Origin of the sequence: Bacillus sp. TH13, from assembly GCF_016651175.1 — a bacterium.
GTDB classification, from domain to species: Bacteria; Bacillota; Bacilli; order Bacillales; family Bacillaceae_G; genus Bacillus_A; species Bacillus_A thuringiensis_S.
The window spans coordinates 229,781-248,892 of record NZ_JAEKEJ010000020.1 but is presented as its reverse complement, the minus strand read 5'-3'; the positions used below and the strand labels follow the sequence as shown (position 1 = coordinate 248,892).

The window sequence follows — 19,112 nt, the reverse complement described above, 5'->3', positions numbered from 1 at the left end:
ACGATGCTGCAAACCTTTTTTATTTGACGATATAATTTCATGCAATACAACTTTTACATTAAATAACGTAAATATATATAAGCATGTGATAACAAGAGTGCAACAATAGTTAACGGTAAACCAATTTTTAAGAAGTCCATATACGAGAATCCATGTCCTTCACGTTTTGCAATACCAGCAACGACTACGTTTGCAGATGCTCCGATTAGCGTTCCATTTCCTCCTAAGCAAGCTCCAAGTGATAACGCCCACCATAGTACTTCGATTTGCGGAGAGTCGACAGATAGTCCGAGTCCTGTAGCTAAGTCTTGAATAAGCGGGATCATCGTTGCGACAAATGGGATGTTGTCGATTGTCGCAGATGCGATGCCAGATACCCATAAAATAAGTATAGCTGCGAATCCGATGTCACCGTTTGTTACGTCGATTACTTCTTTTGCAAGTGAAGAGATAAGTCCGATATCAATTAACCCGCCAACGAGAACGAATAGTCCGGCGAAGAAGAAAATGGTTACCCATTCAACGTGGGCAAATACATCTTCAATATCATGTTCTTTCACGCCGATTAACATAAGAAGTGTAGCGCCTGTCATCGCGATAACAGCAGCGTCTACATGAATAATCGAATGAAGTACGAAGCCTAAAATAGTTAGTCCTAAAATCGAAATGGATTTTAAAAGGAGGCTTTGATCTTTAATGTAATCTTTTTCGTTTAATGCCATTAGTTTTTCGATTTGTTCAGGTGTTGTTTTTAGTTTGTTACGATACATGAAGTAAATAATGCCAAGTGTCACAATAGAAATAATAATTACGATTGGAGCTAAGTTAAGTAAAAAGGCGTTAAAGTCTAAATGTTTGTTTGCTGATCCAATCATAATATTAGGTGGATCACCGATTAATGTTGCTGTTCCGCCTATATTTGAAAATAGTACTTCTGAAATCAAATAAGGCACAGGATTTACTTTTAAAATACGTGTAATGGATAATGTAACAGGAACGATTAATAAAACGGTTGTTACGTTGTCCAAAAATGCTGATCCGACAGCGGTTAATAGGGATAGTAATAATAAAATGCGAATCGGTTTTCCGCCAGCTGCTTTTGCCGCTTTAATGGCCACAAATTCAAAGACGCCTGATTGACTCGTAATATGTACGAGAATCATCATCCCAATTAAAAGGGTAATCGTTTCCCATTGAATATGTGATGTGAAAGCAGTATGTAAATCTACAACTCCAAAAATAATCATAATAGCAGCACCGAATAGTGCGATTACAGCACGATTCAATTTCTCAGAAATAATAAATCCGTACGTGATTAAAAATACGGCAATTGCAAAATAATATTGCCAATTTGCAACTTCATGTGCTGATTGTTCCAATCATGTCACCTTCTTTAAAGTATGTATTCAATTGTAGAAATGTATCTCGCTGCAATAATGCGGGATAAAATATATTGTAGCAAATTCAAAAAAGAAAGAAAACTATTTAACGAAGTGAAGGAAAAAATGTATTTTTTACATATCATATAAAAAATATAAAAAACACAGTGCAAATTATTAGGAAAAGTGAGCGTTGTCCTCTAATATAGAGATAGCAATTTACATTATTTTTGCGTAAAATGGTTTAAAGAGGTGAATTCCGATGGAAATAGTAAAAGATAGTTCTCTTATTCAAAATGAAATTGAACGTTTTGTAAATAAAGATGTATATATTCATTTAGAAACGACAAACGGAGCGTATGCATCACACATAAATGAAAAGATGATGACAGTTGGTGCTTTCATTCGAAATGCAATTATTCGCTTTGAACGCGGGAAGATAACTGGAACGAACCCATACCGCGTTGGTCTGAAAATGGAGCATGGTTGGGTATATGCTGAAGGTATTACGCACTGGGAAGTAGACAATCAAGAGCGTTTATTACTAGGTGGACATGATAATTTAGGTCGTCTAGCAGTTGCACTTGAGTTAAGCTTAACGCCATTTAAGTAAGAAGGAGGGAAACTTATGGAGAGACATGTACTTGTTGTATTTCCGCATCCAGATGATGAAGCATATGCTGCGGGAGGAACAATTCGCTTATTAACAGATCAAGGAGTACCTGTAACATATGCATGTGGTACTCTAGGACAAATGGGACGTAACATGGGTAAGAATGTATTCGCTAACCGTGAAACGATTCCAAATATCCGTGAGAAAGAATTGAAAGATGCTTGTGAAGCGATGGGCATTAAAGATTTAAGAATGCTTGGCTTCCATGATAAAACGTTAGAGTTTGAAGATGTTGATTTTGTTGCTGACAAAATTGAAGCAATAATTCAAGAAGTAAATCCATCTCGAATTATTACATTTTATCCAGAGCACGGTGTACATCCAGATCATAATGCATTTGGCCGCGCTGTCGTTCGCGCTGTATCACGTATGCCAAAAGAAGAGCGCCCAGTTATTCATGCTGTTGCGATTACGAAAAATCGTGAGGCAGTATTAGGAGAACCGGATGTTGTAAATAACATTAGTGAAGTATTTGATCATAAATTAACTGCACTAGGTGCCCACCGTTCACAAACAGAAGCAATGCTTGAAGACACGCATGCAAAAATAAAAAATAAAGATGCAGCAACATTAAAATGGCTGCAACTTGAACAATTTTGGACTTATAAATGGGAGTAGGCTAGAAGGATATCTTCTAGTTGCTCTTACATAGAAAAAGCGCCGTCACTTGTGATGGCGCTTTTTCTTGTTGACGACTATATATTTCTTAGGGTGCTTCAAAATTTTTAAATTAACGTGCAGTATAGCCTCCATCAACAAGAAGTGTTGTACCGTTAACAAAACTAGCATCATCACTTGCTAAAAATAAGACAGCTTTAGCGACTTCTTCTGGTGTTCCAAGTCTGCCTTGTGGATGAAGTGAAGCTAAATATTCTTTCTGTTGAGGATTAACACTACCAAGTAAAGGGGTGTCAATATAACCGGGGCACACCGCATTAATACGTATTCCATATTTAGCGTAGGCAGTACATAAATTTTGAGTTAATAGTTTCACACCACCTTTTGCAGAGGAGTATGCTGTTGGGGTAGGTAATGAAACAAAACTATGAATCGAACCAGCGTTAACGATGACACCACCTGTACCTTGTTTAAGGAATTGTTCAATCGAATATTTATCAGAAAGGAATACCCCAGACAAATTAATATCAATAGTTTTTTTCCACTTTTCATAGGATAATTCGTTTGCCGGTGCATCATCAGCAACGCCGGCATTGGCATACATAATATCTAATTTACCGTATGTACTTACTGTCTCATGAATTAGCTGTTTAATATCTGCCTCTTTTGTTACATCAGTTTTAATAAATAACGTATTATATCCATGTGCATTCAATTCATCTGATAGTTCTTTTCCACGTTCAGAAAAGTCAGCAATAACTACTTTTGCACCTTCTTCGATAAAAAGACGAACAGTAGATTCGCCAATTCCACTTGCACCACCAGTTATGATTGCTACTTTGTCTTTTAATTTCATATAAACCTCTCCATTCATCAATGAATTTAAGTCGAATTTTTAAATCTTGTTATTAAACTATCAATCTTAAATAGTAAGTAGATAGAAGAAAAAGCCCGCGTTTACTTAATCGTAAAAGCCCGATTGGTGAGGGCTGATAATCAGTGAGGGATGAACAAAACCCCCACTGATTAAAGTTTTACTTTATTGTACTTTTTGATACAGTGATGGACGAAAATATTAATTTGGTCAATTTTATCATTAGATTGAATATTTGGTAAAGAGCTCTCGAAAAGAGCGAGTGCAGATGCTGAAAAATTAAAATAAACATTCAGTATTATTTGTAGGGTAAAGAAGAAAGGGGAGAGATGCATAACGAAAAATACTATGCTAGTTAAATAGGAAAAAGCCTTGCAGGGGGCAAGGCTTTAAACAGGGTATTAAAAATTATTGATTTATTAAGAATAACTTCTTCTTGTGAATAAACTAATTTTAGCATAATAACTCATATATATGTGTTACGAATTTGTGAATAAAAATTCGATGATAAAAGTATGAGTGAAAGGAAATAATGTATTTGAAATATGCATTATTACACAAAGTTCAGTTGAAATAGGGAGGGAAATAAAAAAGCGCAATGAGCGAGATAATTAAGAGACGAATTATACCAAAGATCAGTGGAACGCCTAATACTAGATTTCTTTTTGCATTTAATTCTTTAGAACTGATTTTTAATAATGTATATAAGAAGCGTATATTTTGAATTATTTAATAGAATAATATATATTTATATTGATTTAATGATTTTAGTTTTTTAAAAATGGGGAAATCGATATGAAGGTTAAATTTGCCGTAATAAAAGATGAGAACTTTGATTGTAGTTTATTGGAAACAAAATTATTGAAAACTTTTAAAGAAGTAGATTGTGAAGCAGATATTGTAAAGGTTGAGGATGAAATTTTTGAAAACAATGATATACAAACGTATTTATTAGAAATAACCATTAATGTTATTGGAAAAAATATCGGATTTAGATCCGTTTCAGCCAGTATATTTATTGTTCTAGAGAGTTTATCAATACAGCTATTTCGTATTCATATTAGTATACTTTAAGCAGTTCAAAAAGTGGATTCTTCAGAAAATCATACTGATTATATTGAGTTGTAAATATGAAAACAATAGAAATTATCGTAGGTGCTCCCGAATGTTGGATTGCACCTTGTTTGTTGTTAAATAAACAAGGGATACCTTTTCTAATTTTAATGTATCTCAGCGCTAATTTATAAATAGAAGAATGGAAACATGTGAGTAATTCAATTAGATTGTACAAATAATTTGGTACGCGGATATACGGAATGTATTCACAGGTAAGAGGGTTGTCTCATAATATATATAGATTTTTCTATTAAGATGAACAGAGGGTGTGAATAAATGGAAGATGTTTACGCTAAAATTGACAGTCTCAAGGCGGAGCAAAAAGAAATTATGAGAGACATTCGAAATTTAGAAACGCGTACCACTATTAATGAGAAAGACATAGCAACAATCAATAAGCAATTAGAAAAAATAAGTACAAACACAACTTGGATTTTGCGAATTATTATTAGTGCGATAGTAATGTCAGTTTTAGGATTGATATTAAAAGGAATGATTTAGTCTTGTAAGATAGGACGATATAAAAGAAAGAGGGGAGCTCCCTCTTTCTTTTGTGTAAATGAGAAGCTATAAATTTTCCGTTTCCTTTTCATCTGCATATTTTTCCTCTAAAGAGATTAATAGAGGAATGGATACAGTTACTAGAATGATTAAAGTGCTTATAAAAGATTTAGAAAGAGAAAAAGAACTGTCAATTAAAGGTGATAAAAACTTGAATGAAAGTATACTTGTTATTAAGGAAATTACTAAAAAGCTAAAAGAGATATATTTTTATTCTTTATAGATGTTTCTATAAAGTCTTTAACACAGGTTATTACGACAAATATAGTTAATATGATAAGAGAAACAAAATAATGTGTTAAATTCGTCATACTAATAGTAGGGTCGTCTATTATGTAAGCAAGTAACTTAGATACTAATATTCCTCCAAACAATAAAATAATAAAAGCGAGTAATCCTTCTGATATATAAGTGCTGAAATTGTCTTTCTTGTTAAAGAGTTTATAGTTTAGAGTAGATTGGGTTATTTGAATTAGGAATAGGCTAATAATCCATACATAATATACAATTGGTAATTCTCCTGAGAATAGAGAAATTAGAAAGTTTAATACTGTTCTTAAAATTTCAATCATTACGAAAGTCCTCCTACTTGTTCAGCTTTATGACATTGGGAATATATAGGCTATCGTTTTATAATTAGGTTTATACATTCAAACTATTTCTAATTATTCCATAATAAGGTGTTTATATCAAGTTGTTATCTTCTATGGGTGTATTAGTTGTTCACTAATATAAAAAGAACCTTCGAACGTTAATACTAGAAAAATAAAAGTAATATGTAATATAATTGAAAAAGTATGTTTTAAAATTAATGTTAATATTACCCTCCTATAAGTATTAACATACGTAATTGAGGTGTTTTCTTTGTTGTTTTATGACCGGATTTCTATAATGGCCCCTCCTGTTCCGTAGCTTAGGAAAGTCTTTTTACTTCTGAGATTTTCAAAGTTATAGGAGGGTATGAAAAATGAAAAAAGTCTCAGTACCATCACTTTTGTTAATGATTGTTCTTGTCGCATTTCCGCAAATTAGTGAAACGATTTACACACCGTCTTTACCAGACATTTCAAAGGCGTTACATGTAAGTAATAATGAGGTGCAGTTAACACTTAGTGTGTATTTTGCTGGATTTGCTTTAGGTGTATTTTTTATTGGGTGGTTATCAGATATAATCGGTCGTCGCCGGGCGATGTTACTTGGAATTGTCGTATATGGCGCTGGGAGTTTCTTATGCTTTATTGCAAATTCCATTGAAGTTTTATTGCTAAGTCGTTTTATTCAAGCGTTTGGAGCAAGTGCAGGATCCGTGGTTACACAAACGATTCTTCGGGAAAGTGTAGATGGGCATAAACGCCATGTTATGTTTGCTCAAATTTCGGCAGTCATTGCTTTTACACCAGCGATAGGCCCGCTAGTTGGGGGCTTTCTTGATCAAATGTTTGGATTTAAAATAGTATTTTTAAGTTTAGTTGTTATGAGTGTCGGGATTTTTCTGTATACGTTTGTTTCTCTTCCAGAAACAAAAACAGACTCAGTGACAAATAAAATAAATGTCTTTTCAGTATTGAAAAGATTAATTACAAATCCGAAGGTAGTAACATATGGGCTATTCATTGGAGGAGCAAATGGTGTTTTATTTAGCTATTATGCAGAAGCACCGTTTATCTTTATTGAATACTTTCAGTTATCACCCAGTACGTATGGATTTTTAGGAATTGTTGTTGCGTCTGCTTCTATTGTTGGAGCGAAAGTTTCAAAATGTTTACTGGTTACTTATAAGCCAGAGAAAATTATATATATCGGTTGTCTTGTAATGACAGGTGGAGCAGTCGTTTTATCTATTATTACTTCAGTTGAATCAAATCCAAATATAATATATATGATTGGATTTTTAGTAGCGATGTTTATATTGCTATTAGGAATTGGAGTAGCGTTACCTAATTGTTTAAGTTTAGCATTAGTAGATTTTCAAGATGTTATTGGTACAGCTGGTGCATTGTTTAGCTTAGGGTACTATATAATTGTAACGGTGACAATTTTGGGAATGAGTCAGCTGCATACGGGCTCGTTACTGGTGATGCCACTTTATTTTCTGGTTATTGTAGTTATTATGATGGTGTTTACTAAAGTGTTTATTTTAGGTAAACAAACTTCAAAAGCAATTTAAATATGAAATGGTAAAAGGGTCTCATTAAAAATGAGACTCTTTTATATTTTATGCCTCAAAATTGGACTGGACTAAAGAAGTTAGTAATTTATTAATATATTAAATTTCTGATTGGTATATGAATCTAACGTTTGGGAAATCAAGTTATCAACTATGAAGATTGAAGTACATGAGATGTGAAACCGAGGAAGAAATGCCATCCTCGGTTATTTATATTGTAATAATATTCATACCGGAATCATATTGAATAGATGTATTTTATTGTTAATTTAGTTAAAAATTAAGCAGACTTATGTATAATAATTTATTGAAAAAATAATTGAATTTTTCAGATTAATGAATTAATATAAGGTAAGTAATTTTAATATTTATAGAATATTGGAAGATGAAAGGTTTTGAGAATTTTATTAGGAGCACAAAACGATTTTAGGATAGCTTTAAAGCTAGTGTAAAATGACGTTTGCTTCATCATTTTCAGGGCCGAAAGGAATTAGGGGAAAGCATCTTGTTTTAAAATGCGGCTATGAATCATCTAAGAGGGGGAAGTGAAGTGGCAAACAAAGAGTTGAAAAGAGGTTTAGAAGCACGTCATATTCAAATGATTGCTTTAGGCGGAACAATTGGTGTTGGTTTGTTTATGGGGTCAGCCAGCACAATTAAATGGACAGGTCCGTCAGTAATGCTTGCTTATGCAATTGCAGGTATTTTCATCTTCTTCATCATGCGTGCCATGGGAGAAATGTTATATATGGAGCCAAGTACAGGCTCATTTGCGACATTTGGTCATAAGTATATTCACCCGTTAGCTGGCTATATGACAGCTTGGAGTAACTGGTTCCAGTGGGTTATCGTTGGGATGTCAGAAATTATCGCGGTTGGAGCGTATATGCAATATTGGTTCCCGGATTTACCAGCTTGGATACCAGGTATAATTGCAATGGTTATTCTTGGTGCAGCTAACTTAATTTCAGTTAAGTCATTTGGTGAATTTGAATTTTGGTTCGCGATGATTAAAATCGTTACGATTCTATTAATGATTATTGCAGGATTTGGCCTTATCTTCTTCGGAATTGGTAACGGAGGAGAAGCGATTGGCATATCTAACCTTTGGTCAAATGGCGGTTTCTTTACAGGTGGTTTTTCAGGATTCTTCTTTGCATTATCACTTGTAGTTGGAGCGTATCAAGGTGTGGAATTAATCGGGATTACTGCTGGTGAAGCGAAAAATCCGAAGAAGACACTTACAAGAGCGATTCAAAGTACAATTTGGCGTATTTTAATATTCTATATTGGTGCTATTTTCGTTATTGTAACTGTGTATCCGTGGGATCAATTAAGTACAATTGGTAGCCCGTTCGTAGCGACTTTTGCGAAAGTTGGTATTACGGCAGCAGCTGGACTTATTAACTTCGTTGTTATTACAGCGGCAATGTCTGGTTGTAATAGTGGTATTTATAGTGCAGGACGTATGCTGTATACGTTAGGTGTAAATGGACAAGCACCGAAATATTTCACAAAACTTTCTGGAAATGGTGTACCTTTATTTGGTACGGTTGGTGTAATTATCGGTTTAGCGGTTGGTGTTGTATTAAGCTATATTGCACCGAAAAACTTATTCGTATATGTATATAGTGCGAGTGTACTTCCTGGTATGGTACCATGGTTCGTCATATTAATTAGTCAAATTAATTTTAGAAAAGAAAAGGGAGCAGAGATGAAAGATCATCCGTTCAAAATGCCGTTTGCTCCTGTGACAAACTATTTAACAATTGCCTTTTTAATTATGGTGTTAATCGGAATGTGGTTTAACGATGATACTCGTATTTCACTAGTTGTAGGCATTATTTTCTTAGCTATCGTTACAATTAGTTTCTATGCTTTCGGAATAGGGAAACGAGCTCCGTTAGACGTTCAAAATAATCAAGAGATTTCAAGTAAATAAAGATAGTAAAAAGTCCGATTTCTGATTTGGAAATCGGACTTTTTGTTATTAAAACTTTTCTAAAACGATTTTCCCAATAGTACTTCCGCTTTCAAGCAGTGCATGTGCTTTCTTTACGTTTTCAGCTTTAATTGGTGTTAATGTTTCGTTTAGAGTAGTCTTTAAAATGCCTTCATCTAATAGTTCGCTTACTTTATTTAATAGTTCGTGCTGCGTAATCATATCGCCAGTTTCATACATCGCTTTTGTGAACATAAACTCCCAAACGAGTGTAGCACTTTTACTTTTTAAAATACTCATCTCAAGAGGATGTTCATTTTCTACGATAGAGCAAATTTTTCCTTGTGGTTTAATGAGCTCACATATTGCTTGCCAATGTTGATCTGTATTGTTTAAGCAGAAAATATAATCTACATCTTTTAGCCCAAACTCTAATATTTGATCTTGTAAAGGTTGGTGATGGTTAATGATATAATCGGCACCGAATTTTTCAACCCAGTGTATCGTTTCAGTGCGGGATGCAGTTGTGATTACATTTAATCCAGCCCATTTCGCAAGTTGAATTGCAATCGAGCCAACACCACCAGCTCCGCCAATAATTAAAATGTTTTTGAATGTATTCTCATCTTTTTTATTATAATCAATGCCCAAACGTTCGAATAAACCTTCCCACGCCGTAATAGCTGTTAAAGGAATTGCTGCAGATTCCGCATTACTTAACGTTTTTGGTTTTTTACCAACGATTCTTTCATCAACTAAATGATATTCACTATATGTACCTTGCCTCGTAATGCTTCCAGCGTAAAACACTTCGTCGCCTTCTTTAAATAACGTACAACCTTCGCCAGTTTGCACGACAACACCACTAGCATCCCAGCCAAGTATTTTCGCCACATCTTCTTTTTTATCTTTCGGAGAGCGAACTTTTGTATCAACTGGATTAACGGAAATTGCGTTAATTTTAACGAGTATATCTCTTCCTGTAGCAACAGGTCTTTCAACTTCAATATCAATTAAACTGTTTTCCTCTTTAATAGGTAAGTATTCATGTAAACCAATTGCTTTCATCTCTAATCCCTCCATTAAAGTAAGAATCATTTACTTCTTTTATTATAGATGTTGAAATGCCATTATGTAAAAAAGTACACTCTTTTTTATTTATATTGCAATGAAAGTGTAGAAGGAGTTTGTTTCTAAAAAGCAGAATCATTTACTGTGTTACTTTATCGCAAACTAAATGTAAAGGTGGATACATAATGACAGTAAAGAAGCTTTATTTCGTCCCAGCAGGTCGTTGTATGTTAGATCACTCTTCTGTTAACAGTACATTAACACCAGGGAAATTATTAGACTTACCGGTTTGGTGTTATCTTTTGGAGACTGAAGAAGGACCTATTTTAGTAGATACAGGTATGCCAGAAAGTGCAGTTAATAATGAAGGTTTGTTTAACGGTACATTTGTCGAAGGACAGGTTTTACCAAAAATGACTGAAGAAGATAGAATCGTGAATATTTTAAAGCGCGTTGGTTATGAGCCGGAAGACCTTCTTTATATTATTAGTTCTCACTTGCATTTTGATCATGCAGGAGGAAATGGCGCTTTTATAAATACACCAATCATTGTACAGCGTGCTGAATATGAGGCGGCACAACATAGTGAAGAATATATGAAAGAATGTAAATTGCCCAATTTAAACTACAAAATCATTGAGGGGGATTATGAAGTCGTACCAGGAGTTCAATTATTGTATACACCAGGACATACTCCGGGGCATCAGTCGCTATTCATTGAGACAGAGAACTCTGGTCCAGTGTTATTAACAATCGATGCATCGTATACAAAAGAAAATTTTGAAGATGAAGTGCCATTTGCGGGATTTGATCCAGAATTAGCTTTATCTTCAATTAAACGTTTAAAAGAAGTTGTGATAAAAGAGAAGCCAATTGTTTTCTTTGGGCATGATATAGAGCAGGAAAAGGGATGTAAAGTGTTCCCTGAATATATATAGTGCAAAAAGTCATGAGCTCACTTGCTCATGACTTTTTCGTTTAGATAATTTTTTAAATAAGTTATAAACTTTTTTGGAACTGTCTTCATTTAATTGATAGTACGTAAGGTTTACATCATCAAGAGTATCTTGCTGAGCGATCATTACTTCACTACTGTGATGATCAACTACCCAAATGAAATATTTTTTATAAGTTCCATCCTCGAAAGTAATCCACATATCACAATCTATTAAATCTGATCCTTCTTCATCTAATGTTAATTTTCCTTTTTTGGCGGTATCCATACTGTTAATGAATGTTTTTAATTCATCTGTTTTTGTGAGAAAGATATCTTTTTTTGTTTTAATTGACTCGACATGTATATCTTTTATTTCCTGCTTTCCTAAAAAGACAGGGGGCTCATTTGGGTCTCTTTGAGTTGAAATGATAGTAGCCTTCTTCTTTGGCTTATTTGCTGTATAGAAGTCTTGAATAGATTTCCCAAAGTTGAAAAACCATACGATACCAAAAATAATCAATACGCTACCGAGCAGTAAAATGATTTTCTTAATAGAATATTCTCCTCTCTATTACTTCGTATAAAGAGCTTTTCTATTAATATATGATAGGTAAGCGTAAAGTATTATAGTTGAACTTGGTTATTCTGCACAGTTTTAACAGGGCGATCTACGAGTAAATTGTAAGTTAGCCCAATTAGTACGAAAATGCCACCGACAACTTTTCCCATTGATAGTTCGTGTGACAAGATGAAATCAATGATAGTCCCCGCAAATAATTGTCCGATAAAGATGAGTAACGTTAAATAAAATGCTGATATTTTAGGCGTAATATAGTTCGATAACGAGATGACGATAACGCCTACTAATCCGCCTAAGTAAACAGCGATAGGAATAGATTGCAACGTATGGCTAGGAATATAAAATGAATCTGAACTGAAAATTAAAAATAACATAGAGAAAAATAATCCAGTAATATAATTAAAAAACGTGCCTTCCCAATTTCCAATCTTCGCTGCTAAATTCGCGTTAATAATTCTAGCAACAACGATAGAAACACCAGCTAAAATAGCGATAGTAATATATAACATTTTCTTGCCTCCATTAATAAATTGTCATGATTATAATTCCGGAAGAGATGAAACATAATCCAATTAGTTTTTCTTTTCAAACTTTGCAACTTTCATTCCTAATAAGCCGAAATGGTCAATAACGATGGAAGCGATAGATTGACCGAGTAAACTTAATGCGATCGTAATAGAGGCACCAAGGACGGAGAAACTTATATTATTAAAAAGAACAGTGAATACTCCAATCGCACCAGCGCTATATAAAAAAAGTGGAATGCTTTTATCAAAATAAATTTTATTTTTGTTAATGATTAAAATGAAGATAACTGCAATTAAACCGACAAGGTGGATGACAACGCTCGCTGTGTACTTGCCAATTAACTCAGATAAAATCCCATTCAATGGAAGCATAACGGCGATGAGCACACCAATAAAGACAGAAGAAAGTTATACAATGTAATATCCCCTTTGTATTTCATATTTGTAATGACTGTATCACGTTGAAATTGTGTATTACTATGACATATGTCATAGTGGAAGGAGAAAATTTTGATTACAATGGGGAGTAGTTGTAAAGGCGGGGGAACTATGAAGAAAGTATGTAATTCAATTAAATTAGCAAATTATATGAAACAAAATAATATTGATTCATTTTTTAGTCATGATATGAAACCGTATATGGAACTCATATTTTTTAAAAAGAATGAGTTTATTTGTAGAGAAAATGAAGAGATAGATTGTTTATTTTTCTTCGTTGAAGGAAAAGCGAAAGCGTTTAATACATTAAGTAACGGGAAATCTGTATTGCTATGTTTTTATGATAGTTTGCGAGCTTGTTAGGAGATGTGGAGTTAATTCATTCTCAAAAGACTGCTTCAAACGTACAAGTAATGGCAGATTCATATTGTGTTGGTTTACCTTTAGGAAAAGTGAGAAATCAACTATTTCATGATGCGAAATTTTTACGATGTATTTGTGGATCGTTAGCACATAAGTTAAATCGACTTTCAAAAAATAGTACAATTAATTTACTATATCCACTTGAAAATAGACTTGCGAGTTACATGTTAGCAGCAGGGGAACGAGCGGTGCAGCACGGAAATCGAATTGTATTTAGTGGGAATTTAACAGAGACAGCTGAATTGTTAGGAACGAGTTATCGACACCTATTACGTACATTAAATGTTTTTTGTGATAAAGAGATTATAAAAAAGAACAATGGTTGCTTTGAAGTAGTGAATGTTGATGTTTTGAGGGAATTGGCGGCAGATGTTTATAAATAGGAGGAGATAATAAATGATTACACCTATATTTAGAATTTTTGATGTTGAAAAAGCAAAGCTATTTTACTTAGATTTTTTAGGGTTTAAAATGGATTGGGAACATCGGTATGAGGAACATATGCCATTATATATACAAATTTCGTTACATGATGCTGTAATACATTTATCAGAACATCATGGGGATGCTTCGCCAGGCGGTGCGATTCGCGTGAAAATAGAGGGGTTAAAAAGTTATTATACTAGTTTATCAAGTAAAGATTATGCCTATGCAAAACCTGATATAGAGAGCACACCGTGGGATACAATGGAATTAACTGTGATTGATCCGTTTTTTAATAGAATTATATTTTATGAGGAGAGGGTCTAGGATTAGCACTACTAAGCCTTTATTAGATTGACCTGGTGAGTTAATGGCTTGGCGAATAAAATAATGAACTACTCGTGGAAATATGGAGCAAAAAAATAGATCAGTAGCAGCGACTACTGATCATCCATATGTACATGAATTAGGAGAGGTCAAACATTTATTAACTTTATTATAATAGATTTTTATAAGAATAAAAACTGAAAATTCTAATTTTATGTTGAGAAAGTTTTTTGTATCGAAATATATAAAAGAATAGGGGTTTTTAGTAAAAGGAAATATGATATTTATATTTTAATAAATTATGATATAGTTTATTAAGAATAGATTACATAAAATGTTATTTTGTTGCATATTTAGGAAGGGGGATTGTTGTGAAGTTTGATGATCAACGCCTACTAGGAGTACGATTAGGTTCTATACTTGTAACAGAGGAGAATCAATATTTAGTAATTAAGAAAAAAGATCATTATGCACTTTTAAATATACATAATTTAGAATGCACACATGTTGAAGTGCAGCTAGAACATATTGAAGAAATGTTGCAGGAAGATTTCCAAGAAAGTATAACGGAGATTATCGCACCAGAACATATAAAAATTGTTGCGAAAAATATAATATAAGTAAAGAAGCTGGAAGGAACAGCTTCTTTCTTTTCATTATAAGGATAACGTTTTTAACACTTCACCAATAATCCCTTCCATTTGATGAACACCTAAGTCAGTGTTAGTCATTATAACAGCACCATTACCTCGGTATGGATAGCATATCATCATACATTGAAATCCCACGCCCCATCCAAGTGAATGCATTTGTAAGTCTTCGTTAGAATCATCTAGAAAGATACCTAATCCAGTCCATTTTGAACAACCTTGAGGAGAAAGCATATCTTGTACTAATTTTTGAGCAAGTTTTAGTTTGCCCTTTCCTTGTAAGGAATGAATGATTTCGATAACTAAAGCTGATAAGTCTGTTGGTGTTGTCCAAATACCTGAAGCGGCTGCGAATGGATAAAATGGATATTTTTCATCTGTGACAATCCCATCCTTATTATGCCTACAAGCAAAGGCCTCCATTTTATTTATATCTTCAGGAGGGAATAGCATACTATTTTTCAGTTGCAGTGGCTGAAAGATATATTCTTCAAGTAAAAGGTTAAATGGTTTTCCAGTTATATCTTCAAGTAGTAATTCGATAATACAAAAGTTTGCATCAGAGTAGTGAAATTCATTTTCTGATTTATAAGTTATTTCTATCGGTACTGAACAATATGATGTTTTACCAGCAAGGATTTCGGACATGCTTGGTCGCCCTTGTGCAAGTGTATAATGCTCAAAACTATTAGGAGGATCAATAATTCCAGATTGGTGACTTAATAAATTTCGTAATGTAACTTTTGTCTGTGAGGTAAATAGATTGGTAGGTATGTTCCAAGATGTAAGTCTATCATTTACGTCTTCATCTAAATGTATGATTTCTTGATCTGATAACGTTAGTACGAGCATTGTAGTGATGAATTTACTAATTGAACAAGAGTTGAATATAGAATTCGTAGTGATAGTTCTAGTTGTTCCAGATTCAAGTGTTCCAAAAGCAGCGACTTTGTCTAGTGTACCATCACGTATAACGGCAAGGCTTAAACCTGCAACGGAATATTGGTTCATTTTCTCGTATATATTGTTACTTTTTAAGTTCATAGTGACTCCTTTCTTTAAAAAGACAGAATGTTAGTTCTATTGTACAGTAATAAATAGAGAGAATGAGAGAAAAAGAAAAAACTTCATCTTTTATCGATGAAGTTCTTTTAGTTAATTCGAAGTGAATGCTTTAAAAAATTTGTCTCGGTACATGTACATTAACCATGAGGCTGTTAGTAAGGAAATAATGCTTACTTTGTTTTTAATTGGCGCATTGAAAACAAGCCAGCCAACGATATCAAATAATAAATGTAGTGCAATTGAAAGAACTACAAATTGTAGTAACGTATTTAAAAATCTTTTCATAAAGTGTCCCCTTAAAATAAAAAGTTTTATCAACAGTGTTGTATAATTACTATTATACATTAAATGTGTTTCATGGTAAAATTTACATAAGATAGTGAAATAAAACAAATGAAAGCTAATAGGGGGGATAGTCATGGGATTTTGGATGATCATACCGATAGCGGTCTTTGGGTTTATTTATATTGTTGAGAAATTAAATAAAATCGAAAAGAAAACGGATGCACGTTTAAAGAGGATGGAAGATAGATTACAGCTAATTACGAAAGAAATGGGAATTATAGATAGAGAACCTGAAATTAATAAAGAGTTACGCCAGCTTATGGAAGAAGGAAAAACAGTTACAGCAGTTAAGAGAGTAAGAGAGGCTTTTGGGTTTTCTTTACTAGAAGCGAAGCAATATGTTGATAAATTATAAAAAAGATCATCCATTTGGGTGATCTTTTTTCAATGCACCATGCGTGTATTTACATAAGCAGCGATTATAACGTGGCCAATTATAATGATAGGAAATAAGATTTTGACATTAGGAGTAGTGAAGACACTACCAATTGTGGCAATAGCACCGGCAGTTAAATTATAAAGACCAACTATTTTTGATAACTTACCTTTATCTGGCACACGGCGTTCGTTGAATCCTGATAAGAGCCAAGTGTATTGTTTAACTCCGATGAAATAGGCTAGTGCAAATGAAATAATTGCTACTATGAATAATGATGGGGAAGCGAAGAGGGCCATTGAAAACACCTCCGTTAAAGGGTTATAAATAAATTATAGTATGAATGTTATAATTTAACAAAATATAAGTGTAATAGAAAACAGAGTATTTATCATGAAGGGAGATTAAGTATGAATATTGTGGAATTCCAGAGATATGTATCAAATTTCAGTAAAGAAAAAGGATTTCAAGATACAACAATTGAAGAGCGTATAATGTATGCAATGACGGAATTAGGTGAACTAGCGGAAGTCATATTAAAGCGTGATAAAATGCAAGATGCAAAAAAAGAAATTGGGTTAGAAATATTTGATGTAATTTGGAATGTATGTGATTTAGCAAATAAATTAAATATTGATTTAGAGAAGGCGTTTGAAGAAAAAATGAAAATTAATAAAAATCGTGAATGGTAAGTAGAATTTTAATTTGTAAAAATGGGTGATATGAATGAAAAAGAAGCTTTTTATAGGAGGAATCTTTACCTTAATTAGTGTAATAAGTGTTATCGCTTACTTAGTTTTTCAAGGCATATTCATTCCGAATCAAATAAGTGCTGATAAGTATGAAATAAAAGGTGTAGATGTCGCATCGTATCAAGGGGATATAGATTGGAGAGAGTTGGAAAAGCAAAATATGAAGTTTGCGTTTATAAAGGCTACTGAAGGAAGCTCGTTTGTGGATGAGTACTTTTCAAAAAATTGGACGAGTGCAAATAAGACAGGTATGCGCATCGGAGCGTATCATTTTTTTAGTTTCGATAGTAAGGGTGAAACACAAGCAGAGCAATTTATACGAACTGTTCCAAAATATAAACAAGCACTGCCCCCCGTAATTGATGTTGAGTTTTACGCTAACAAAAAAGATAATCCGCCTAAGCGTGAAGATGTTACGAAAGAGTTGTCGGTCATGATTGAAATGCTAGAAAAACATTATGGTAAGAAAGTAATATTGTATGCAACACAAGAAGCGTATGATTTATATATAAAGGGTGCGTATCTAAAATGTGATATATGGATTCGTAGTGTTCTTACAAAACCAAGTTTATCTGATGAGAGAAACTGGACGTTTTGGCAATACACGAACCGCGGGAAATTAAGCGGTTATAATGGAAAAGAAAAGTATATTGATTTAAATGTGTTTTATGGGAATGAGGAAGAGTTTGAGAATTATGGAATGGAAGATTAAGTTTTAAAGTGTACAAAATTTTGTACACTTTTTTTGTTAATTACATAAAAATATGCAAATGAAGATGGAACAAACATTTGAGATGAATTGTCTAATATAGGTAATAACTATTTAGCTTGAAAGAAAGGGTTGATAACATGAAAAAGAATACGTTGTTAAAAGTAGGATTATGTGTAAGTTTACTAGGAACAACTCAATTTGTTAGCACAATTTCTTCTGTACAAGCATCACAAAAGGTAGAGCAAAAAGTAATAAAAAATGAGAAGGGAACCATTTCAATATCTCAGTTAAACAAAAAGGTATGGGTTCATACGGAGTTAGGTTATTTTAATGGAGAAGCAGTTCCTTCGAACGGTCTAGTTCTTAATACTTCTAAAGGGTTAGTACTTGTTGATTCTTCTTGGGATGACAAATTAACGAAGGAACTAATAGAAATGGTAGAAAAGAAATTTCAGAAGCGCGTAACGGATGTCATTATTACACATGCGCACGCTGATCGAATTGGCGGAATAAAAACGTTGAAAGAAAGAGGCATTAAAGCGCATAGTACAGCATTAACTGCAGAACTAGCAAAGAAAAGTGGATATGAAGAGCCGCTTGGAGATTTACAAACAATTACGAGTTTGAAGTTTGGCAATACAAAAGTAGAAACGCTCCATCCAGGGAAAGGACATACAGAAGATAATATTGTTGTTTGGTTGCCACAATATAAAATTTTAGCTGGAGGCTGTTTAGTGAAATCTGCGGAAGCAAAAGATTTAGGAAATGTTGCGGATGCATACGTAAATGAATGGTCTACATCGATTGAGAATGTGCTGAAGCGATATGGAAATATAAATTCGGTAGTACCTGGTCATGGAGAAGTAGGAGACAGAGGATTACTTTTACATACATTGGATTTATTAAAATAAGAAATTGTAGAAATACAAAAGAGAGGAGAAATAATTTTCTCCTTTCTTTCTTCTAACTATATTTAAATGCTGAATCTGTCGATTACGCCAGCATGTATTACTGAGATTTTAATTCCAAGTATACAAATACTAGAACTGTCATAATTGCTATAACAACATAAGTAGCATCAAGCATTATAAGTGTTTTTAAAGTTTCAGTCATTCTAATTCACCCCTGTTATAAAAATATAACATGATCTTTTTAT

Annotated in this window: 21 protein-coding genes and 3 pseudogenes; 14 read left to right on the top strand and 10 right to left on the bottom strand. The window is 33.4% G+C overall.

From position 1 onward, the window contains the following. Positions 1 to 53: 53 nt before the first annotated feature. Positions 54 to 1,379 (bottom strand): ArsB/NhaD family transporter, encoded by a 1,326-nt coding sequence (locus JFU02_RS06030; RefSeq protein WP_000437984.1) that lies wholly within the window; start codon positions 1,377 to 1,379, stop codon positions 54 to 56. A 262-nt stretch (positions 1,380 to 1,641) separates the two neighbouring features. Between JFU02_RS06030 and JFU02_RS06025 the strand changes: the two genes are divergently transcribed. Both JFU02_RS06025 and bshB2 read left to right on the top strand, forming a co-directional pair. Next, positions 1,642 to 1,992 (top strand): YojF family protein, encoded by a 351-nt coding sequence (locus JFU02_RS06025; RefSeq protein WP_000407047.1) that lies wholly within the window; start codon positions 1,642 to 1,644, stop codon positions 1,990 to 1,992. A gap of 15 nt (positions 1,993 to 2,007) precedes the next feature. Continuing rightward, positions 2,008 to 2,670 carry a bacillithiol biosynthesis deacetylase BshB2 gene (gene bshB2, locus JFU02_RS06020; protein ID WP_000439487.1) on the top strand — a complete coding sequence of 221 codons (663 nt, stop codon included), beginning with the start codon at positions 2,008 to 2,010 and terminating at the stop codon, positions 2,668 to 2,670. 112 nt (positions 2,671 to 2,782) lie between these two features. Here bshB2 and JFU02_RS06015 read toward each other — a convergent pair whose 3' ends face one another. Then, entirely contained in the window at positions 2,783 to 3,526 is a 744-nt protein-coding gene (locus JFU02_RS06015) for an SDR family NAD(P)-dependent oxidoreductase (RefSeq protein ID WP_098223677.1), read from the bottom strand. Between the two features lie 813 nt (positions 3,527 to 4,339). Between JFU02_RS06015 and JFU02_RS06010 the strand changes: the two genes are divergently transcribed. Both JFU02_RS06010 and JFU02_RS06005 read left to right on the top strand, forming a co-directional pair. Further along, complete coding sequence (locus JFU02_RS06010) at positions 4,340 to 4,618, top strand: hypothetical protein (protein WP_000865004.1); 279 nt, start codon at positions 4,340 to 4,342, stop codon at positions 4,616 to 4,618. 318 nt (positions 4,619 to 4,936) lie between these two features. Further along, positions 4,937 to 5,161, top strand: coding sequence for a hemolysin XhlA family protein (locus tag JFU02_RS06005; RefSeq protein ID WP_000390463.1), 225 nt, complete (start codon positions 4,937 to 4,939; stop codon positions 5,159 to 5,161). A gap of 66 nt (positions 5,162 to 5,227) precedes the next feature. Here the strand turns inward: JFU02_RS06005 and JFU02_RS06000 are convergent. Then, a pseudogene (locus JFU02_RS06000) lies at positions 5,228 to 5,793 on the bottom strand (DUF5823 family protein). A 395-nt stretch (positions 5,794 to 6,188) separates the two neighbouring features. Here JFU02_RS06000 and JFU02_RS05995 point away from each other — a divergent pair. Together JFU02_RS05995 and JFU02_RS05990 are read left to right on the top strand one after the other, a co-directional pair. Continuing rightward, complete coding sequence (locus JFU02_RS05995; protein ID WP_061665808.1) at positions 6,189 to 7,388, top strand: multidrug effflux MFS transporter; 1,200 nt, start codon at positions 6,189 to 6,191, stop codon at positions 7,386 to 7,388. A gap of 550 nt (positions 7,389 to 7,938) precedes the next feature. Further along, positions 7,939 to 9,330 (top strand): amino acid permease, encoded by a 1,392-nt coding sequence (locus JFU02_RS05990; RefSeq protein WP_001284411.1) that lies wholly within the window; start codon positions 7,939 to 7,941, stop codon positions 9,328 to 9,330. A 48-nt stretch (positions 9,331 to 9,378) separates the two neighbouring features. Here the strand turns inward: JFU02_RS05990 and JFU02_RS05985 are convergent, their stop codons facing one another. Beyond that, the gene (locus JFU02_RS05985) at positions 9,379 to 10,398 is read right to left on the bottom strand and encodes a zinc-binding alcohol dehydrogenase family protein (RefSeq protein WP_201070231.1); all 1,020 of its coding nucleotides are present in this window, start codon (positions 10,396 to 10,398) and stop codon (positions 9,379 to 9,381) included. 188 nt (positions 10,399 to 10,586) lie between these two features. On the opposite strand from JFU02_RS05985, the gene aiiA reads away from it, so the two are divergent. Then, positions 10,587 to 11,339: a quorum-quenching N-acyl homoserine lactonase AiiA gene (gene aiiA, locus JFU02_RS05980; protein ID WP_000216613.1), complete on the top strand. Its 753-nt coding sequence runs from the start codon at positions 10,587 to 10,589 to the stop codon at positions 11,337 to 11,339. A gap of 9 nt (positions 11,340 to 11,348) precedes the next feature. On the opposite strand, the gene JFU02_RS05975 is transcribed toward aiiA, so the two are convergent. The 3 genes and pseudogenes from JFU02_RS05975 to JFU02_RS05965 form a co-directional block, all read right to left on the bottom strand. Beyond that, entirely contained in the window at positions 11,349 to 11,873 is a 525-nt protein-coding gene (locus JFU02_RS05975; RefSeq protein ID WP_201070273.1) for a hypothetical protein, read from the bottom strand. A gap of 89 nt (positions 11,874 to 11,962) precedes the next feature. Then, a complete protein-coding gene (locus JFU02_RS05970) occupies positions 11,963 to 12,427 on the bottom strand; it encodes a DMT family transporter (RefSeq protein ID WP_000965801.1) in 465 nt (154 codons plus the stop codon). Positions 12,428 to 12,440: 13 nt separating this feature from the next. Continuing rightward, positions 12,441 to 12,885 (bottom strand): annotated as a pseudogene (locus JFU02_RS05965) (DMT family transporter). Positions 12,886 to 12,994: 109 nt separating this feature from the next. On the opposite strand from JFU02_RS05965, the pseudogene JFU02_RS05960 reads away from it, so the two are divergent. The 3 genes and pseudogenes from JFU02_RS05960 (at position 12,995) to JFU02_RS05950 (ending at position 14,676) form a co-directional block, all read left to right on the top strand. Further along, positions 12,995 to 13,689, top strand: a pseudogene (locus tag JFU02_RS05960) (cyclic nucleotide-binding domain-containing protein). 13 nt (positions 13,690 to 13,702) lie between these two features. Next, positions 13,703 to 14,056, top strand: a complete 354-nt coding sequence (locus tag JFU02_RS05955) for a glyoxalase superfamily protein (RefSeq protein ID WP_000632415.1) — start codon at positions 13,703 to 13,705, stop codon at positions 14,054 to 14,056. 371 nt (positions 14,057 to 14,427) lie between these two features. Further along, positions 14,428 to 14,676, top strand: coding sequence for a hypothetical protein (locus JFU02_RS05950; protein ID WP_000666937.1), 249 nt, complete (start codon positions 14,428 to 14,430; stop codon positions 14,674 to 14,676). Between the two features lie 36 nt (positions 14,677 to 14,712). Here JFU02_RS05950 and JFU02_RS05945 read toward each other — a convergent pair whose 3' ends face one another. Together JFU02_RS05945 and JFU02_RS05940 are read right to left on the bottom strand one after the other, a co-directional pair. After that, positions 14,713 to 15,750: a serine hydrolase domain-containing protein gene (locus JFU02_RS05945; RefSeq protein ID WP_061666681.1), complete on the bottom strand. Its 1,038-nt coding sequence runs from the start codon at positions 15,748 to 15,750 to the stop codon at positions 14,713 to 14,715. Positions 15,751 to 15,861: 111 nt separating this feature from the next. Continuing rightward, a complete protein-coding gene (locus JFU02_RS05940; RefSeq protein WP_000819648.1) occupies positions 15,862 to 16,056 on the bottom strand; it encodes a hypothetical protein in 195 nt (64 codons plus the stop codon). 133 nt (positions 16,057 to 16,189) lie between these two features. Between JFU02_RS05940 and JFU02_RS05935 the strand changes: the two genes are divergently transcribed. Beyond that, complete coding sequence (locus JFU02_RS05935; protein WP_000508172.1) at positions 16,190 to 16,471, top strand: hypothetical protein; 282 nt, start codon at positions 16,190 to 16,192, stop codon at positions 16,469 to 16,471. A 29-nt stretch (positions 16,472 to 16,500) separates the two neighbouring features. Here the strand turns inward: JFU02_RS05935 and JFU02_RS05930 are convergent, their stop codons facing one another. Continuing rightward, entirely contained in the window at positions 16,501 to 16,791 is a 291-nt protein-coding gene (locus JFU02_RS05930) for a DUF3784 domain-containing protein (RefSeq protein WP_061666680.1), read from the bottom strand. Between the two features lie 111 nt (positions 16,792 to 16,902). Between JFU02_RS05930 and JFU02_RS05925 the strand changes: the two genes are divergently transcribed. The 3 genes from JFU02_RS05925 (at position 16,903) to bla2 (ending at position 18,867) form a co-directional block, all read left to right on the top strand. Continuing rightward, positions 16,903 to 17,184 carry a MazG nucleotide pyrophosphohydrolase domain-containing protein gene (locus JFU02_RS05925; RefSeq protein ID WP_061666679.1) on the top strand — a complete coding sequence of 94 codons (282 nt, stop codon included), beginning with the start codon at positions 16,903 to 16,905 and terminating at the stop codon, positions 17,182 to 17,184. 34 nt (positions 17,185 to 17,218) lie between these two features. Then, the gene (locus tag JFU02_RS05920; RefSeq protein ID WP_061666678.1) at positions 17,219 to 17,956 is read left to right on the top strand and encodes a glycoside hydrolase family 25 protein; all 738 of its coding nucleotides are present in this window, start codon (positions 17,219 to 17,221) and stop codon (positions 17,954 to 17,956) included. A gap of 137 nt (positions 17,957 to 18,093) precedes the next feature. Further along, a complete protein-coding gene (bla2, locus tag JFU02_RS05915; RefSeq protein ID WP_000742484.1) occupies positions 18,094 to 18,867 on the top strand; it encodes a BcII family subclass B1 metallo-beta-lactamase in 774 nt (257 codons plus the stop codon). Positions 18,868 to 19,112 lie beyond the last annotated feature (245 nt).

What these genes read in the sequence shown, in the direction of transcription:
- JFU02_RS05985 (WP_201070231.1), bottom strand. Translation starts at nt 10,398, where the DNA reads ATGAAAGCAATTGGTTTACATGAATACTTACCTATTAAAGAGGAAAAC.
- JFU02_RS05920 (WP_061666678.1), top strand. Translation starts at nt 17,219, where the DNA reads ATGAAAAAGAAGCTTTTTATAGGAGGAATCTTTACCTTAATTAGTGTA.
- JFU02_RS05970 (WP_000965801.1), bottom strand. Translation starts at nt 12,427, where the DNA reads ATGTTATATATTACTATCGCTATTTTAGCTGGTGTTTCTATCGTTGTT.
- JFU02_RS06005 (WP_000390463.1), top strand. Translation starts at nt 4,937, where the DNA reads ATGGAAGATGTTTACGCTAAAATTGACAGTCTCAAGGCGGAGCAAAAA.
- JFU02_RS05935 (WP_000508172.1), top strand. Translation starts at nt 16,190, where the DNA reads ATGGGATTTTGGATGATCATACCGATAGCGGTCTTTGGGTTTATTTAT.
- aiiA (WP_000216613.1), top strand. Translation starts at nt 10,587, where the DNA reads ATGACAGTAAAGAAGCTTTATTTCGTCCCAGCAGGTCGTTGTATGTTA.
- JFU02_RS06025 (WP_000407047.1), top strand. Translation starts at nt 1,642, where the DNA reads ATGGAAATAGTAAAAGATAGTTCTCTTATTCAAAATGAAATTGAACGT.
- JFU02_RS05930 (WP_061666680.1), bottom strand. Translation starts at nt 16,791, where the DNA reads ATGGCCCTCTTCGCTTCCCCATCATTATTCATAGTAGCAATTATTTCA.
- JFU02_RS05925 (WP_061666679.1), top strand. Translation starts at nt 16,903, where the DNA reads ATGAATATTGTGGAATTCCAGAGATATGTATCAAATTTCAGTAAAGAA.
- JFU02_RS06010 (WP_000865004.1), top strand. Translation starts at nt 4,340, where the DNA reads ATGAAGGTTAAATTTGCCGTAATAAAAGATGAGAACTTTGATTGTAGT.
- JFU02_RS05995 (WP_061665808.1), top strand. Translation starts at nt 6,189, where the DNA reads ATGAAAAAAGTCTCAGTACCATCACTTTTGTTAATGATTGTTCTTGTC.
- bshB2 (WP_000439487.1), top strand. Translation starts at nt 2,008, where the DNA reads ATGGAGAGACATGTACTTGTTGTATTTCCGCATCCAGATGATGAAGCA.
- JFU02_RS05955 (WP_000632415.1), top strand. Translation starts at nt 13,703, where the DNA reads ATGATTACACCTATATTTAGAATTTTTGATGTTGAAAAAGCAAAGCTA.
- bla2 (WP_000742484.1), top strand. Translation starts at nt 18,094, where the DNA reads ATGAAAAAGAATACGTTGTTAAAAGTAGGATTATGTGTAAGTTTACTA.
- JFU02_RS06015 (WP_098223677.1), bottom strand. Translation starts at nt 3,526, where the DNA reads ATGAAATTAAAAGACAAAGTAGCAATCATAACTGGTGGTGCAAGTGGA.
- JFU02_RS05940 (WP_000819648.1), bottom strand. Translation starts at nt 16,056, where the DNA reads ATGAAAAGATTTTTAAATACGTTACTACAATTTGTAGTTCTTTCAATT.
- JFU02_RS05945 (WP_061666681.1), bottom strand. Translation starts at nt 15,750, where the DNA reads ATGAACTTAAAAAGTAACAATATATACGAGAAAATGAACCAATATTCC.